Genomic DNA, 14670 nt, shown 5'->3' on the forward strand with positions numbered 1-14670 from the left:
TAAATTTATTTAAAATTAATGGGTTTAGTAAAGAAAGTTAAATGTAGTATTTTTGTAAAAAGGAATTCAATGAAAATCTCAATTATTAATGGTCCTAATTTAAACTTATTAGGTAAAAGAGAACCAAATATCTATGGTTCTGTAACTTTTGAGGAATATTTAAAATCCTTAAAAAAAGAGTTTTCTAATATAGAATTCGATTATTTTCAATCTAATATTGAAGGAGAAATCATTGATCAGCTTCAAAAAGTTGGTTTTTCAAGTGATTCTGTATTATTAAATGCAGCTGCATATACTCACACCTCAGTTGCTATAGGAGATGCAATTAAAGCAATTGACACACCAGTTATTGAAATACATATTTCAAATACTTTTTCAAGAGAAGATTTCAGACATCAGTCATTCATAACTCCTGTTGCTAAGGGATTGATTATAGGTTTTGGAATAGATAGCTATAGACTAGGAATATTAAGTCTAATAAATCAAGTTAAAACAAAATAGCTTTAGTAATAAAAACAACAGTACTACTGATTGCAAAGCTAATTATAAGAAGTCCTTCCCAATACGAAGATCTTATTCCCCATATTTTCCACATTTTATCAATTGTTGTCTCTTTAAAATATTTTATTGAAATTTTATAAAAAATCATAGTTGACATTATAAATGTAATTATGAAAAGTATTATTAATTCCATTTATAGGTTGTATTTAAAACCTTACTAAAGGTGAATAACTTCTCCATAAGCTGCTGCTACAGATTCCATTACTGCCTCACTCATAGTTGGATGGGGATGGACTGTTTTTAGTACTTCGTGACCAGTAGTTTCAAGTTTTCTCGCCAAAACAGCTTCAGCTATCATATCAGTCACTCCAGCACCAATCATATGGCATCCTAACCATTCACCATATTTAGCATCAAAAATGACTTTTACAAATCCCTCAGTGCTACCACTTGCTTGAGCTTTTCCAGATGCTGAGAAAGGAAATTTTCCAACCTTAATTTCATGTCCTTTATCCCTGGCTTGGGCTTCAGTTAAACCAACTGATGCAATTTCTGGATAAGAATAAGTACATCCAGGAATATTTCCGTAATCTAAAGGTTCAACATTTTGACCAGCAATTTTTTCAACACATAGTATTCCTTCTGCAGAGGCAACATGTGCAAGGGCTTGTCCTTTAGTTATATCTCCAATTGCATAATGATCTGGTATGTTTGTTTGATAAAAATCATCAACCAAAATCTTATCTTTATCTGTAACTATTCCAACATCTTCTAGACCGATATTTTCAATATTAGATTTAATTCCAACTGCTGATAGAATAATATCTGCTTTTAAAACTTGTTCTTCTTTTCCATTTTTAATAGTTGCACTTACAAGCTTGCCTTTTGTGTCAGCTTTAATTAATTCTGAGCTAGTTAATATTTTTATTCCATTTTTTTTAAAATTTACTTCCAAAGCTTTCGATATTTCTTCATCTTCAACAGGAACAATTCTATCTAAGTATTCAACAATAGTAACTTCTGAACCCATGGCATTATAAAAATAAGCAAATTCAATTCCGATAGCTCCTGATCCAACTATTATTATTTTTTTTGGCTGTGTTTTTAATGTCATTGCTTGTCTATACCCAATTATTTTTTTTCCATCCTGAGGTAGGGCAGGAAGAACTCTAGATTTGGCACCAGTAGCAATTATTATATGATTACCCTGTAAATTAATAGTTTCCCCGTTTTTTTTCTCTACAGAAACTTTTTTTCCTGTATTTATCTTTCCATAACCTTCAATTACATCAATTTTATTCTTTTTCATTAAAAAACTCACACCTTTACTCATGCCAGATGCAACATTTCGACTTCTATTTACAACAGCATTAAAATCTTTATCATAGTCTTTGATAATTAACCCATAGTCCTTAGCATGTTTTAAATAGTCAAAAACTTGTGCAGATTTAATTAGAGCTTTTGTTGGTATACAACCCCAGTTTAAACATACTCCTCCAAGACTTTCTTTTTCTACAATAGCAGTTTTAAAACCAAGCTGAGAAGCTCTAATCGCAGTTACATAACCTCCAGGACCACTACCTAATACGATTATATCGTATGATTTCATGTTTTATTTTTTATTTTTTCAATATCATTTTTTAAGCCTTCCACAGTTGCCTTTAATTGTATTACCATACTCAGAGCACCTAAACCAAAAACAAATCCAATAACACCTATAGCTTCCATAAAATAATTTTAAACAAATGTACTTAAAAATAGTTTCTTTTACTTGAGCTTTGAATCAGGTTTAAATTCTATACTTGCAGAATTAACACAGTACCTTTTTCCTGAATTTGTTGGACCATCTTCAAAAACATGACCTTGATGTGATCCGCAAGTCGAACAAAGGATTTCAGTTCGAATCATACCATGTGTTGTGTCTTTTATATACTCTATTGAGTCAGGCAAAGAACTATCATAGCTTGGCCAACCACACCCACTTTCGAATTTAGATTTACTTTTATATAATTCTTGTTTACAGCTTTTACATAGATAAACTCCCTTCTCAAAATGAGTATTGTATTTTCCACTAAAAGGATTTTCAGTGCCTTTTTCTCGCATTATTTTATACTCTTCAGGAGATAGTATTTTTTTCCAATCTTCATTACTTCTTTCAAAGGAATACTTTTTATTGATCATTTATTTGGAATAAAGGTTAGTGCCGCTGAGTTTATACAGTGTCTTTTACCGGTAGTTTTTTTAGGACCATCATTAAAAAGATGGCCTAGGTGACCTCCACATGATGAACATTTTAGTTCTGATCTTGGATAACCTAGCTTATAATCAACATCAAACTCTATGTTTTTTTTTATTCCTCTATCAAAGCTTGGCCAACCAGATTTTGAATCGTATTTATAATTTGATTCATATAAAGGGGCTTTACATGCGGCACAAATATATAATCCATTATCATAATTTTTATCGTGCTTTCCTGAAAACGCTCTTTCTGTTCCAGATTGTCTTAGAACGAAATATTGGAGTGAGGTTAATTCATCTTTCCATTGTTCATCCGTTTTATCAATTTTATATTTGACAATTGAAGAATCATTACTTTTTTTAGTAGCTGTTTGAGAGTTACAGCTAACTCCAATAATTAATACAAAAAGAACAAAATATTTTTTCAAAACTTTTTTTTCAAAACTAATCTTTATAGTAATTTTTTCAATCATTTAATTTATTTATTTTCTAATTTTAGAAAACTAAACCTAAAATTTAAAACTATTTCTTTAATTTTAAAACATTACTTTGTGAGAAATTAACTAACAAAAAATGTTTTCAAAAACAATTCCGTTAGAAAAAGGAAGTAAGAAACTTATAAACGCCTGGGCTTCATATGACTGGGCTAATTCAGCCTACTCTCTTGTGATTTCTTCAGCAATTTTTCCAATATATTACGGCTCTTTATTTAGTGAGATTAAAACCATAAGTTTTTTCGGATCTCAAATAAAGTATTCAGCTATGATTAGCTTTATTACAGCTTTTGCATTCATAGTAATTTCAGTTATTACCCCTATTCTTTCTGGCGTTGCTGATTATATTGGTGACAAGAAGAAATTTATGAGGTTTTTTGTTTTTTTAGGATCAATTTCATGCATCGGATTGTATTGGTTTGATCTAAACACGATATACTTAGGTTTAACCTTTTATTTTTTGACTTTGATTGGTTTTTGGACAAGTGTAACTTTTTACAATTCATACTTGCCTGATATAGCTTATCCTGGTCAACAAAACAGAGCTAGTGCTAGAGGATATTCGATGGGTTACATAGGTAGTGTTATTTTATTGCTCTTTAACCTATCTATGGTTATGAATCCAGACTTTTACGGGATAACTGGAACAAAAACTGAAGCTTCAATGATTGCAATGAAATATTCTTTTATTTCTGTAGGAATTTGGTGGGCTCTTTTTAGTCAAATTTCATTTTTTTACCTTCCAAAGGGTAATCACAGTAATAAAATAAGTAAAGATGTTTTTTGGAATGGATTCAAAGAGTTGAAAATAGTTTTAGATCAACTAATGGACAATTTAAGGTTAAAGCGGTTTTTAATTGCTTTTTTTCTTTATAGCATGTCTCTTCAGACTGTTTTATTAATTGCTACTTATTTTGGCGAAGCAGAGATTCAATGGGCTAATTCTACCGAAAAAACTATAGGATTAATTGTTAGTATATTATTAATTCAAATTGTTGCAATATTTGGTGCAATAATTACAGCAAGAGCATCTGAACGTTTCGGAAACCTTCCTGTTTTAATTGTTATTAATATAATTTGGGCACTTCTTTGTATTAGAGCTTTTTATATCCATACTCCTGCTGATTTTTATTTGATAGCTGGTTTTGTGGGTATGGTTATGGGTGGGTTACAATCACTTTCAAGAGCCACTTATTCAAAGTATATTCCATCCACAAAAGACACTGCATCTTTTTTTAGTTTTTATTCAGTAACTGAAAAAGTTGCTATAATAATTGGAATGATAATGTTTGGAGCTGTTGACCAAATAACTGGGAGCATGAGAAATAGTATATTGTTTTTTGCACTATTTTTTATTGCTGGAGTTATCCTTCTTCTTCGAGTTCCCAAGCTTCAAGATTAATTTTAAATTATATAAAAATTTTTTTATTTAAGTTCTTGGCACAACTATTGAAATTGTATTTAATAAGACTGGTTATTATATGATAGGCTATATTCAATCTATGATGATTAGTAATTTAAATGACACATTGACACTAAATTAATATGGCAAAATCACCTTATACAAGTTTTGACAGTTTTTCTCTTCGTGAAATAGAATCAGAAGCAGAACTAATTCCTCTTATGACTGCAGAAGATGAGGAGGCATTAAATAAAGAAGCTTTACCAAGTTCAATTCCAATTTTACCTTTAAAAAACACTGTTTTGTTTCCGGGTGTTGTAATTCCAATTACAGCAAGCAGAGACAAGTCAATTGAATTAATCAAAGATGCTAATAAAGGAGATAAAGTCATTGGTGTGGTAGCTCAAAAAGATCAATCTACAGAAAACCCTGAATTAAAAGATATTTATGATCTTGGAACCGTAGCTCAAATTTTAAGAGTGTTGAAAATGCCTGACGGTAATACCACAGTCATTATTCAGGGTAAAAAAAGATTTCAGATTGATGAAATCATTACTGACAAACCTTATTTTAAAGCTAAGATTAAATCTGTAGAGGATATATTAAATAGCTCTAATAATAAGGAGTTTTTGGCCGTAGTTGATTCAATTCGTGATCTTGCCCTTCAAATAATTCAGGAAAATCCAAATATTCCATCCGAAGCATCATTTGCAATAAAAAATATTAATAGTAATTCTTTTTTAATAAATTTTGTTTCCTCTAACATGAACCTTTCGGTAAGTGATAAACAAGAAATATTATCACTAACAAGTTTGAACGAAAGAGCCTTAATATGTTTAAAATTCATGAATAGTGAATATCAGAAACTTGCATTAAAAAATGATATAAGATCAAGGGTTCGTTTAGATATGGATCAACAGCAAAGAGAATACTATTTAAATCAACAATTAAAAACTATTCAGGAAGAGTTAGGTGGTATTTCATATGAAGAGGAGGTAGATGAGTTGAAAGAACGTTCTAAAACTAAAAAATGGAGCAAAGATGTAAATGAACATTTTAACAAAGAGTGGGGTAAATTACAAAGAATGAGCCCTCAGGTTGCTGAATATTCAGTTCAGAGAAACTATTTAGAGCTTATCTTAGATTTACCATGGGATGAATTTTCAATAGATAAATTTGACCTTAAAAAAGCACAAAGAATCTTAGATAGAGATCATTATGGTCTTGATGAAGTAAAAAAACGTATTATAGAATATTTAGCAGTACTTAAGCTAAGAAATGACATGAAGTCTCCTATTTTATGTCTTTTTGGTCCTCCAGGAGTAGGTAAAACCTCGTTGGGGAAATCAATTGCAGAATCTCTAGGCAGGTCATATGTAAGAATTTCATTAGGAGGAATGCGAGATGAGTCTGAAATAAGAGGGCACAGGAAAACATATATAGGCGCTATGCCAGGAAGAATAATTCAGAGTTTAAAAAAAGCAAAAAAATCTAATCCAGTTTTTGTTTTGGATGAAATTGATAAATTAACTCAAGGATCTCAAGGAGATCCATCTGCTGCACTATTAGAAGTTCTAGATCCTGAGCAAAATAATTCATTTTATGATAATTTTTTAGAAATGGGATATGACTTATCTAAAGTTATGTTTATTGCCACTGCTAATAGTATGGCTTCTGTTCATCCAGCTCTTAGAGATCGAATGGAGAGTATAAATGTTAGTGGCTACACTATTGAGGAAAAGATTGAAATAGCACACAAACATCTTTTACCTAAACAGTTAAATGAGCATGGTTTAAGTAAAAATCATTTGAATTTAAAAAGGACAGTTATTTCAAAAATAGTAGAGAGCTATACAAGAGAGTCAGGAGTAAGAGGATTAGATAAGCAGATGGCGAAAATGACAAGATATGTTGCTAAATCAATTGCTTTAGAGGAAGATTATAATGCTTCTCCTGCTTTAGCTGATCTTTCAAAGATACTAGGAACAGAAAAAGTTAATCGTGATCTTGCCGAAAACAATCATGTTGCAGGAGTGGTAACCGGACTAGCTTGGACAGCAGTTGGTGGTGATATTCTTTTCATAGAATCTTCTATTTCTAAAGGAAAAGGAAATCTTGGAATAACTGGAAACTTGGGAAAAGTAATGAAAGAATCTTCTACTATTGCTTTGGAATTTATAAAATCAAATTCTCAAAGACTTGGAATTGATCATTTTCCTTTTGATAAATATAATATACATATCCACGTTCCAGAAGGAGCAACACCTAAGGACGGTCCTAGTGCAGGAATCACAATGTTGACCTCTTTAATGTCTTTGTTTACCCAAAAACGTGTCAAGAAAAGTTTAGCAATGACCGGTGAAATAACTCTAAGAGGTAAGGTTTTACCTGTAGGGGGTATAAAGGAGAAAATATTAGCAGCTAAACGATCAAAAATTAAAGAAATAATTTTGTGTGAACAAAATAAAAAAGATATTGATGAAATTAAACCAAGTTATTTAAAAGGTTTAAAATTTCATTACGTTAAAGACATGATTGATGTTTTACTTATTGCAATCACTGATAAATCAGTAGTTAATGCTAAAAGATTATTAGAAATTAAAAAATGAAAAAAATAATTGCAATTGACGGGCATGCTGCTACTGGTAAAAGTAGTCAAGCAAAAAAAATTGCAAATTTTTTTGGTTACAATTACATCGATACGGGGGCTATGTATAGGGCAGTTACTTATTATTGTATCATTAGTGATTTGTTAAGTGAGCCCATTAATGTTAGAACTATTATAGAAAGACTTAATAAGATTAATATTGAATTTAAAATTTCAAATAAATCTCAGATAATATTATTAAATGGCAATGATGTTGAACCCTTTATAAGGAAAATGGATGTTGCAGAGAATGTAAGTAAAATAGCTGGAATTCCTGAAGTCAGATCTTTTTTAGTTAAAATTCAGAGACAAATTGCAATAAAAAATAATGTTGTAATGGATGGTCGTGATATAGGAACAGTTGTTTTTCCAAATGCTAAAAACAAATTTTTTTTAACTGCTTCTCTTGAAATTAGAGCAAAACGAAGATTTGAAGAATTAAAATCTAGTAATGAAACTATTATTTATTCAAAAGTATTAGAAAATGTTAAAATAAGAGATTATGAGGATTCGTCTAGATTAGTTTCTCCTTTAAAGCCAGCTAAAGATGCAATTATAGTCGAAACTTCAAACTTGACTGAAAATGAAGTTTTTGAAAGATTAATTTCTTTAATTAATGGATAATTAATAATAAAAATATTAATTTTGGCATCTTAAAGTTCTTTAAAAGATGTTAACTAGAAGACACATACGCATTAAAGTAATGCAATCGTTATATTCGATTTCACATGAAGGGAAGCAAAACCTTAATGATCAATTAAATTTTTATACTGAAAGCGTCAAAAAGTCTTTTGACCTCTACTATTTATTAATATCTATTTACAAAAATATTTATGTTTATGCTCAAAATAATATTGAGCTTGAAAAAAAGCTGCAATATGAACTACCTGATCCAATAGCAGAAAAAATTGTTAATAATCCATATTTTAAATTTCTTTGTGAACATAAAAACATTTCAGATTATATTAAAAAGAGAAAAATAAATAATTGGAATTTAGACTCAGAATATATAAATCAATTTTATATTGATTTAACATCTAGACCTTTGTTTGTAGATTACTTTCCAGGCTTAAACAATGAGGACGATAGTTTGTTTTGTGTAAATTTTTTCAAAGAGTGTGTAGCTCAATCAGATAAATTATATGACTATTTAGAGGATAAACAATTGACATGGATCGATGACTTTCCAGTAGTTAACACATACATTCTAAAACAAATTAAATCTTTAGACATTGAAAAATCCAAAAAAATGAATTTCCCATTTTTTAATCTTCAATCAGAGGAAACTACTTTTGGCATTGATATGTTAAATAAAGTAATCTCAATGAGTGATTTATTAGAATCTGAAATTAAAGGAAAAACTCCTAACTGGGACTCTGACAGGATTGCAGATATAGATTTTATATTATTAAAAATGGCTATTTCAGAACTTTTATATTTTGAAGAAATACCTGTTAGGGTAACAATTAACGAATATTTAGAAATAGCTAAAGATTATTCAACACCAAAAAGTAATATTTTTATTAATGGTGTACTTGACAACATTTCTAAAGATTTTGATAAAAAGGGGAGATTAAACAAAGCGGGTAGAGGTTTATTGTAAGGAATTTTATTTACTTTTGATTTAGAAATACTTAATTTATAACTCATGAAAAATATTTTTTACTCAATCTTAGCAATATCTTTTATAACTACATCTTGTGGTGAAAGTGCTGCCAAAAAAGTTAATCAAGATAACGTTCAGGCTACTGAGGTTCAAGCTCAGGCTAACACTTCAAACTCCCCAGTAATGACTTTTAGTAATTTGTCACATGATTTTGGGAATATAAATGAAGGAGATGTCGTTACAACAACATTTTCATTTACTAATACCGGTAAGAGTGATCTTATAATTGTTGATGCTCGTGGAAGTTGTGGTTGTACTGTCCCTCAATATCCTAAAAATGTACCAATTGCTCCAGGAGCTAAAGGTGAAATTTTAGTTAGTTTTGATTCAAGTAACAAACCCAGTTTACAGCAAAAAGCCGTTACTATATCTGCTAACACTGAAAGTGGAAGAGAGATGCTAAGGATTAAAGCAATGGTTACTCCAGATCCAATTAAAGAACAACAAAGACAAGCTCAAGCCAAGGCACGTCAAGCTCAAAATTAATAAATGCAGGGAGGATTTTCAGAACAATTACCCTTTTTACTATTAATGCTAGTAGTTTTTTTCTTTTTTATCATCTTGCCTCAAACAAGAAGACAAAAAAAAGAAAAAAACTTTATGAACAACCTTAAAAAAGGTGATCGTATTATTACTAAAAGTGGAATTCACGCTAAGGTTGTTGAGTTAAATGACAAAGACAATACTTGTACTATAGAAACCCAGGCAGGTAAACTTAAAGTTGAGCGCTCTTCAATTTCATTAGAAATGAGTGCTAAGCTTACAAAAAGTTTATCAAAAAAGTAGTTAAACTCCTGTTTTTAGGAGTTTTTTAAAATCAGGATTGATGTCTTATGTATAAGAATATCCTAAAACCTTTTTTGTTTTTATTTGACCCAGAATGGGTTCACCACTTTGTCTTTAAATTAATTAAAGTGGTTCATTTTATCCCATTAGTTGGTATAATAATTAGATGGGTCTATGTAATAAACCACCCTAAGTTAAATCGTAATGTTTTTGGTTTAAATTTTAAAAGTCCAGTAGGTTTAGCAGCCGGCTTTGATAAGGATGCTAAACTATATAAAGAATTAAATAACTTTGGTTTTGGATTTATAGAAATTGGAACTGTAACACCAAAAGGTCAATCAGGTAATCCAAAAAAAAGGTTGTATAGATTGTCTGAAGACAATGGGCTTATTAACAGAATGGGCTTTAATAATGAGGGAGTTAAAGCCGCAGTTAGTAGACTAAAGACAAATAAAAATGTATTAATAGGAGGTAACATTGGTAAAAATAAAAACACACCTAATAATAAAGCAATAGATGATTATATATATTGTTTTGAAATTCTTTTTGAATATGTAGATTATTTCGTTGTTAATGTTAGCTCGCCAAATACTCCAAACCTGAGAGCTCTTCAAGCTAAAGAACCATTAACAAATATTTTGAATGGTTTACAAAATTTAAATAGTCAAAAAAAGAATAGAAAACCTATTTTATTAAAAATATCCCCTGACCTTAATGAAAGCCAGTTGATTGATATTATTGATATTATTAATCTAACTAAGATTGATGGAGTTATTGCTTCAAATACAACGTTAGACAGAAATGGATTAACATCAAATAATAAAGATGAATCGGGTGGTCTTAGTGGAAAACCTTTAGCTGAAAAAAGTACTAAAATTATACGATTTTTATCAGAAAACAGTAAAAAAAGTTTTCCGATTATTGGTGTAGGGGGGATACATACTCCTGAGGACGCTCATGAAAAAATAAATGCTGGAGCTGATTTAATTCAGCTTTACACTGGCTTCATATATGAAGGACCAGGAATAGTAAAAAAAATAAATAAGTCCCTTATTCAAAATAATTAAAACTTTCTCCTGGTTTTATTTTTTGAATAGTTTCATAAATTAATTTTATTACATTTTCAACATCCTCTTTTTGAACCATTTCAACTGTAGTGTGCATATACCTTAAGGGCAACGATATTAAAGCTGAAGCCACCCCACCATTGCTGTAAGCAAAAGCATCGGTGTCAGTACCTGTATATCTTGATGATGCAAGCCTTTGGAATGGGATTTTATTTTTTTGTGCAACAGAAATAATTCGTTCTCTCAATTTATTGTGAACGGCAGGAGCATATGAAATTACAGGACCATTACCAATTTGAATTTCACCTTGTTCTTTTTGATTTATCATTGGGGTTGTTGTATCATGACAAACATCAGTAACAATTGCAACATTAGGTTTAATCGTTTGAGTAATCATTTCTGCACCACGAAGCCCAACTTCTTCTTGAACTGAATTTGTTATATATAAACCAAATGGCAATTTTATTTTATTTTCTTTAAGTAATCTAGCAACCTCGGCTATCATAAAACCTCCAGCTCTATTGTCAATAGCTCTACATACAAACTTGTTTTTATTCAATATTTGAAAAGTATCAGGGTAAGTTATTACACATCCGACATGCACTCCCATTTTTGCAACTTCTTTTTTGTCTTTTGCTCCAATATCAATAAATATATTATCCAATTTCGGCACTTCTTCTTTTCCAACTTTACGAGTGTGTATTGCAGGCCATCCAAATACTCCTTTTATAATTCCATTATCAGTATGAATATTAACCCATTTAGATGGAGCAATTTGATGATCACTCCCGCCATTTCTAATAACATAAATTAATCCATTATCAGATATATAATTAACATACCATGATATTTCATCAGAATGACCCTCAATTACTACTTTGTATTTAGCCTCAGGATTAATAACACCAACAGCTGTTCCATAAACATCAGTAATAAAATCATCTACATATGGTTTTAGATACTCCATCCATATTTTTTGACCATTAGCTTCATAACCTGTAGGAGCTGAGTTGTTTAAATATTTTTCTAAAAAATCAATTGACTTCTGATTTAAAACTTTCATTTATGTATATTTTAATTGAAGACTAAAATAATAATTAATGATCATTAAACTGTTTGAAAATATCAGTTTTTATACCTTTGGAATTTATGAATAATAAGATTATATATATATATATATTACATGTAACAATTTGTTGGTCACAATCCACTGAAATTGAAAAATCATTATTTGTAGTCGGAGAAGATTCTATTCCGAGCTCATCAATAAACTTAAAGGAAGTGATTGTTTACCAACCCCTTACGTTTAACTCCTATGATGCTGCAAAAAAGTATGCAATATTACGAAACAGAACTTATAAAGTTTATCCCTATGCTAAACTAGCTAGTGAACGTCTTCAGGTTTTAAATAGTAGACTTGAAAATATTAATAATAAAGGTAGAAAGAGAAAGTATTTAAAGCGTTTAGAAAAATTTATTTATGAAGAATTTGAGCAGGATTTAAAAAAACTTTCACGATCGCAGGGTAAAATATTAATTAAATTGGTTCATCGACAAACAGGTGAGACCACTCATAAATTAATCAAAGAACTAAGGAATGGGTGGAGAGCAACAATATATCAGGCAACAGCTTCTTTTTTTAAACTATCACTAAAGGAAACGTACGATCCAAAAGAAAATTATCAAGATTATTTAATTGAAGATATTTTACTTCGGGCTTTTTCTTCAGGTAAATTAGTTGAACAACCTACAGCTTTAGAATATGATTTAGATGAATTATATTATATCTGGAAGAGTAAATTGGATTTGAATAAAACTGAAACTCCTGGTCAGGTTAAATACAAGTTGATTAATTAAATTACCGTCTTGAATTTAGTTTTGATAATAGCCTAAGAATCTCTAAATAAAGCCAAATTAGAGTTACTAAGAGTCCAAAAGCTCCATACCATTCCATATATTTTGGAGCATTTTTTTCAGCTGCTTCTTCAATAAAATCAAAATCTAAAACTAAATTAAGTGAAGCAATTACAATTATTATTAAACTAAACCCAATACTCATAAGTGAAGCGTTAGTTGGATCCATAACTCGCATGCTTGAGCCAAAAAAACTCATAATCATATTTACAAAATAAACGATCATAATTCCTCCAGTTGCAGCAGCTACTCCTAGCTTAAAATTCTCTGTTGGTTTAATTAAACCTGATTTGTATGCCATTAATAAAGATAAGAGTATTCCAACTGTTATAAATATAGCATTTGTTACAATTCCATCATAAACGCTATTATACATGTAAGAAATACCTCCTAACAAACCACCTTCTAAAATCGCATAAATTGGAACTGTTATAGGAGCCCATTCTTTTTTAAAAATTGTAATTATCCCAGTAATCAAACCTCCTATTCCAAATAAAATTAGCATTGCAGAGCTAATACTAGTGAATGTATAATATCCGGAACCAACTAAAAGAATTAAACTCAAAGCAGTCTTATTAACAGTACCTTCAATGGTCATTGTTTCTGAAGATAAACTAGTAGAGTTAAATGAGCTTTTCTTTAATACTGGATTACCTGATCTATAGGAAAGATGTCTATTCATAATTTTAAATTAATTAGGATTTAAAAGCGTTAATTATAAAAATAATCCAACCAATAATTAAAAGTGTTCCACCAATAGGCGTTATAGGACCTAACCATTTTAAATTAAATTTTATTAATGATTGAAGTGATAGTAAAAAAATACTAAATGAAAAAAGTAAAGTTCCACTTATAAAAAATCTATAAATCCATTTTTTACCTTCCATTGGCAGTGCCGATATAATTAATATTGCAAGACCGTGATACATTAAATATCTTACACCTACTTCAAAAGATTGAAGAGCAGATTCTTCTAAATACTTTTTCAACAAGTGACTTCCAAAAGCACCAAAAATAACTGATAATAAGGAAAAAATACCACCAAACACTCTAAATTTATCCATCGAAATTTATTCGTTTTTGACAAATATAAACAAATCTATAATGATGAATTTATAGTTTAGATAGTAATTTTTTTAAGCGGTTTAAACCTTGAGTTCTTGCGTTCTTATTTAGTTCAGAAGCATCAATGTTTTCTCCTGCTCTAAAAAACCCATGCCCAGCTCCATCATAAATCACGGGCTCGTAAAAGCTTTTAGCTTTCTTCATGGCAGAAACACTATTTTCTATTGTTGCATTTACCCGATTATCATTACCACCATAGAAACCATATATAGGAGCAGTTATATTTTTATAATCAATTTCATTTTTTGGTCCAGTTCCATAACAAACAAAAGCCGCTGAAATTGATGAATTGTTAGTTGCGTATTTAAATGTTTGACTGCCTCCCCAACAAAATCCGATAACAGCAACTTTACCATTGGCTGAATCAATATTTTTTCCATACTTAAAAACAACATCTAAATCTGATGTCACTTTTTCAGGAGAAAGGTCATAGATTGCTGTCCTAGCTTGATCTGAGTTTTTAAAACTTGTGGTTCCTCCTCCATCTGGAGCAGTGCCTGATAATAAATCAGGAGCTAATACGATATATCCCATTTCTGCAATCTGATCAGCCATACTTCTTGCCCAATAATTAAGACCTCTATTCTCATGAATTAAAATAATTACTGGAACTTTTTTGGCTACTTCAGGAAATACTATGAATGTATTAATCTCTTCCCCATTGTTATTAACTAGCTTTTTCCATTCATGATGACGCGGAGAATCTTCTAAACGTTGAATAAAATCTTGAGAAAAGATATTAATTGGAATAAAAAAAAGAATAATTAAATATTTCATAAAAGTAATTTTATAGTAAATATAATTATAAAATCATCTAAATTTGCACTGTG

Annotated in this window: 18 protein-coding genes; 9 read left to right on the forward strand and 9 right to left on the reverse strand. The window is 30.0% G+C overall.

What is annotated here, in order from left to right:
- Positions 1–69: 69 nt before the first annotated feature.
- A complete protein-coding gene (gene aroQ / locus AC34EU_RS04770) occupies positions 70–501 on the forward strand; it encodes a type II 3-dehydroquinate dehydratase (protein WP_487533918.1) in 432 nt (143 codons plus the stop codon).
- Here aroQ and AC34EU_RS04775 read toward each other — a convergent pair.
- The 5 genes from AC34EU_RS04775 to msrB (AC34EU_RS04795) form a co-directional block, all read right to left on the reverse strand.
- Positions 488–649, reverse strand: a complete 162-nt coding sequence (locus AC34EU_RS04775; RefSeq protein WP_489696087.1) for a hypothetical protein — start codon at positions 647–649, stop codon at positions 488–490. The genes aroQ and AC34EU_RS04775 overlap by 14 nt on opposite strands.
- Before the next feature lie 69 nt (positions 650–718).
- Positions 719–2110, reverse strand: a complete 1392-nt coding sequence (gene lpdA, locus AC34EU_RS04780; protein ID WP_487533916.1) for a dihydrolipoyl dehydrogenase — start codon at positions 2108–2110, stop codon at positions 719–721.
- On the reverse strand, positions 2107–2229 hold the full coding sequence (locus tag AC34EU_RS04785) for a hypothetical protein (RefSeq protein ID WP_487533915.1): 123 nt from the start codon (positions 2227–2229) through the stop codon (positions 2107–2109). The genes lpdA and AC34EU_RS04785 overlap by 4 nt, the downstream gene beginning before the upstream one ends.
- 39 nt (positions 2230–2268) lie before the next feature.
- Positions 2269–2682, reverse strand: coding sequence for a peptide-methionine (R)-S-oxide reductase MsrB (gene msrB / locus AC34EU_RS04790; protein WP_487533914.1), 414 nt, complete (start codon positions 2680–2682; stop codon positions 2269–2271).
- Positions 2679–3212 (reverse strand): peptide-methionine (R)-S-oxide reductase MsrB, encoded by a 534-nt coding sequence (gene msrB, locus AC34EU_RS04795; RefSeq protein WP_487533913.1) that lies wholly within the window; start codon positions 3210–3212, stop codon positions 2679–2681. The genes msrB (AC34EU_RS04790) and msrB (AC34EU_RS04795) overlap by 4 nt, the downstream gene beginning before the upstream one ends.
- Before the next feature lie 100 nt (positions 3213–3312).
- On the opposite strand from msrB (AC34EU_RS04795), the gene AC34EU_RS04800 reads away from it, so the two are divergent.
- The 7 genes from AC34EU_RS04800 (at position 3313) to AC34EU_RS04830 (ending at position 10801) form a co-directional block, all read left to right on the forward strand.
- Positions 3313–4635 (forward strand): MFS transporter, encoded by a 1323-nt coding sequence (locus AC34EU_RS04800; protein ID WP_487533912.1) that lies wholly within the window; start codon positions 3313–3315, stop codon positions 4633–4635.
- 143 nt (positions 4636–4778) lie between these two features.
- Positions 4779–7244, forward strand: coding sequence for an endopeptidase La (gene lon / locus AC34EU_RS04805; protein ID WP_487533911.1), 2466 nt, complete (start codon positions 4779–4781; stop codon positions 7242–7244).
- The gene (gene cmk, locus AC34EU_RS04810; protein ID WP_487533910.1) at positions 7241–7906 is read left to right on the forward strand and encodes a (d)CMP kinase; all 666 of its coding nucleotides are present in this window, start codon (positions 7241–7243) and stop codon (positions 7904–7906) included. The genes lon and cmk overlap by 4 nt, the downstream gene beginning before the upstream one ends.
- Positions 7907–7952: 46 nt before the next feature.
- Positions 7953–8885, forward strand: coding sequence for a transcription antitermination protein NusB (locus tag AC34EU_RS04815; protein ID WP_489696088.1), 933 nt, complete (start codon positions 7953–7955; stop codon positions 8883–8885).
- A gap of 45 nt (positions 8886–8930) precedes the next feature.
- Positions 8931–9434, forward strand: a complete 504-nt coding sequence (locus AC34EU_RS04820) for a DUF1573 domain-containing protein (protein WP_487533908.1) — start codon at positions 8931–8933, stop codon at positions 9432–9434.
- A gap of 3 nt (positions 9435–9437) precedes the next feature.
- Positions 9438–9734 (forward strand): preprotein translocase subunit YajC, encoded by a 297-nt coding sequence (yajC, locus tag AC34EU_RS04825; protein ID WP_487533907.1) that lies wholly within the window; start codon positions 9438–9440, stop codon positions 9732–9734.
- Between the two features lie 47 nt (positions 9735–9781).
- Positions 9782–10801, forward strand: a complete 1020-nt coding sequence (locus AC34EU_RS04830) for a quinone-dependent dihydroorotate dehydrogenase (RefSeq protein ID WP_487533906.1) — start codon at positions 9782–9784, stop codon at positions 10799–10801.
- Here the strand turns inward: AC34EU_RS04830 and AC34EU_RS04835 are convergent.
- On the reverse strand, positions 10785–11864 hold the full coding sequence (locus tag AC34EU_RS04835) for a M42 family metallopeptidase (protein ID WP_487533905.1): 1080 nt from the start codon (positions 11862–11864) through the stop codon (positions 10785–10787). The two genes, AC34EU_RS04830 and AC34EU_RS04835, sit on opposite strands and share 17 nt — an antisense overlap.
- Positions 11865–11950: 86 nt before the next feature.
- On the opposite strand from AC34EU_RS04835, the gene AC34EU_RS04840 reads away from it, so the two are divergent.
- The gene (locus tag AC34EU_RS04840; RefSeq protein ID WP_487533904.1) at positions 11951–12658 is read left to right on the forward strand and encodes a DUF4294 domain-containing protein; all 708 of its coding nucleotides are present in this window, start codon (positions 11951–11953) and stop codon (positions 12656–12658) included.
- Between the two features lies 1 nt (position 12659).
- On the opposite strand, the gene AC34EU_RS04845 is transcribed toward AC34EU_RS04840, so the two are convergent.
- From AC34EU_RS04845 to AC34EU_RS04855, 3 genes are read right to left on the reverse strand one after another with little or no spacing between them, the layout of a single operon-like run.
- Entirely contained in the window at positions 12660–13397 is a 738-nt protein-coding gene (locus AC34EU_RS04845) for a Bax inhibitor-1/YccA family protein (RefSeq protein WP_487533903.1), read from the reverse strand.
- 13 nt (positions 13398–13410) lie between these two features.
- On the reverse strand, positions 13411–13779 hold the full coding sequence (locus AC34EU_RS04850; RefSeq protein WP_487533902.1) for a DUF423 domain-containing protein: 369 nt from the start codon (positions 13777–13779) through the stop codon (positions 13411–13413).
- A 49-nt stretch (positions 13780–13828) separates the two neighbouring features.
- On the reverse strand, positions 13829–14617 hold the full coding sequence (locus AC34EU_RS04855; protein WP_489696089.1) for a dienelactone hydrolase family protein: 789 nt from the start codon (positions 14615–14617) through the stop codon (positions 13829–13831).
- Positions 14618–14670: the final 53 nt, after the last annotated feature.

It is taken from the genome of Candidatus Marivariicella framensis (genome assembly GCF_982709265.1).

Coding starts and splice junctions, on each gene's coding strand:
- aroQ (WP_487533918.1), top strand. CDS start 70: ATGAAAATCTCAATTATTAATGGTCCTAATTTAAACTTATTAGGTAAA.
- AC34EU_RS04775 (WP_489696087.1), bottom strand. CDS start 649: ATGATTTTTTATAAAATTTCAATAAAATATTTTAAAGAGACAACAATT.
- lpdA (WP_487533916.1), bottom strand. CDS start 2,110: ATGAAATCATACGATATAATCGTATTAGGTAGTGGTCCTGGAGGTTAT.
- AC34EU_RS04785 (WP_487533915.1), bottom strand. CDS start 2,229: ATGGAAGCTATAGGTGTTATTGGATTTGTTTTTGGTTTAGGTGCTCTG.
- msrB (WP_487533914.1), bottom strand. CDS start 2,682: ATGATCAATAAAAAGTATTCCTTTGAAAGAAGTAATGAAGATTGGAAA.
- msrB (WP_487533913.1), bottom strand. CDS start 3,212: ATGATTGAAAAAATTACTATAAAGATTAGTTTTGAAAAAAAAGTTTTG.
- AC34EU_RS04800 (WP_487533912.1), top strand. CDS start 3,313: ATGTTTTCAAAAACAATTCCGTTAGAAAAAGGAAGTAAGAAACTTATA.
- lon (WP_487533911.1), top strand. CDS start 4,779: ATGGCAAAATCACCTTATACAAGTTTTGACAGTTTTTCTCTTCGTGAA.
- cmk (WP_487533910.1), top strand. CDS start 7,241: ATGAAAAAAATAATTGCAATTGACGGGCATGCTGCTACTGGTAAAAGT.
- AC34EU_RS04815 (WP_489696088.1), top strand. CDS start 7,953: ATGTTAACTAGAAGACACATACGCATTAAAGTAATGCAATCGTTATAT.
- AC34EU_RS04820 (WP_487533908.1), top strand. CDS start 8,931: ATGAAAAATATTTTTTACTCAATCTTAGCAATATCTTTTATAACTACA.
- yajC (WP_487533907.1), top strand. CDS start 9,438: ATGCAGGGAGGATTTTCAGAACAATTACCCTTTTTACTATTAATGCTA.
- AC34EU_RS04830 (WP_487533906.1), top strand. CDS start 9,782: ATGTATAAGAATATCCTAAAACCTTTTTTGTTTTTATTTGACCCAGAA.
- AC34EU_RS04835 (WP_487533905.1), bottom strand. CDS start 11,864: ATGAAAGTTTTAAATCAGAAGTCAATTGATTTTTTAGAAAAATATTTA.
- AC34EU_RS04840 (WP_487533904.1), top strand. CDS start 11,951: ATGAATAATAAGATTATATATATATATATATTACATGTAACAATTTGT.
- AC34EU_RS04845 (WP_487533903.1), bottom strand. CDS start 13,397: ATGAATAGACATCTTTCCTATAGATCAGGTAATCCAGTATTAAAGAAA.
- AC34EU_RS04850 (WP_487533902.1), bottom strand. CDS start 13,779: ATGGATAAATTTAGAGTGTTTGGTGGTATTTTTTCCTTATTATCAGTT.
- AC34EU_RS04855 (WP_489696089.1), bottom strand. CDS start 14,617: ATGAAATATTTAATTATTCTTTTTTTTATTCCAATTAATATCTTTTCT.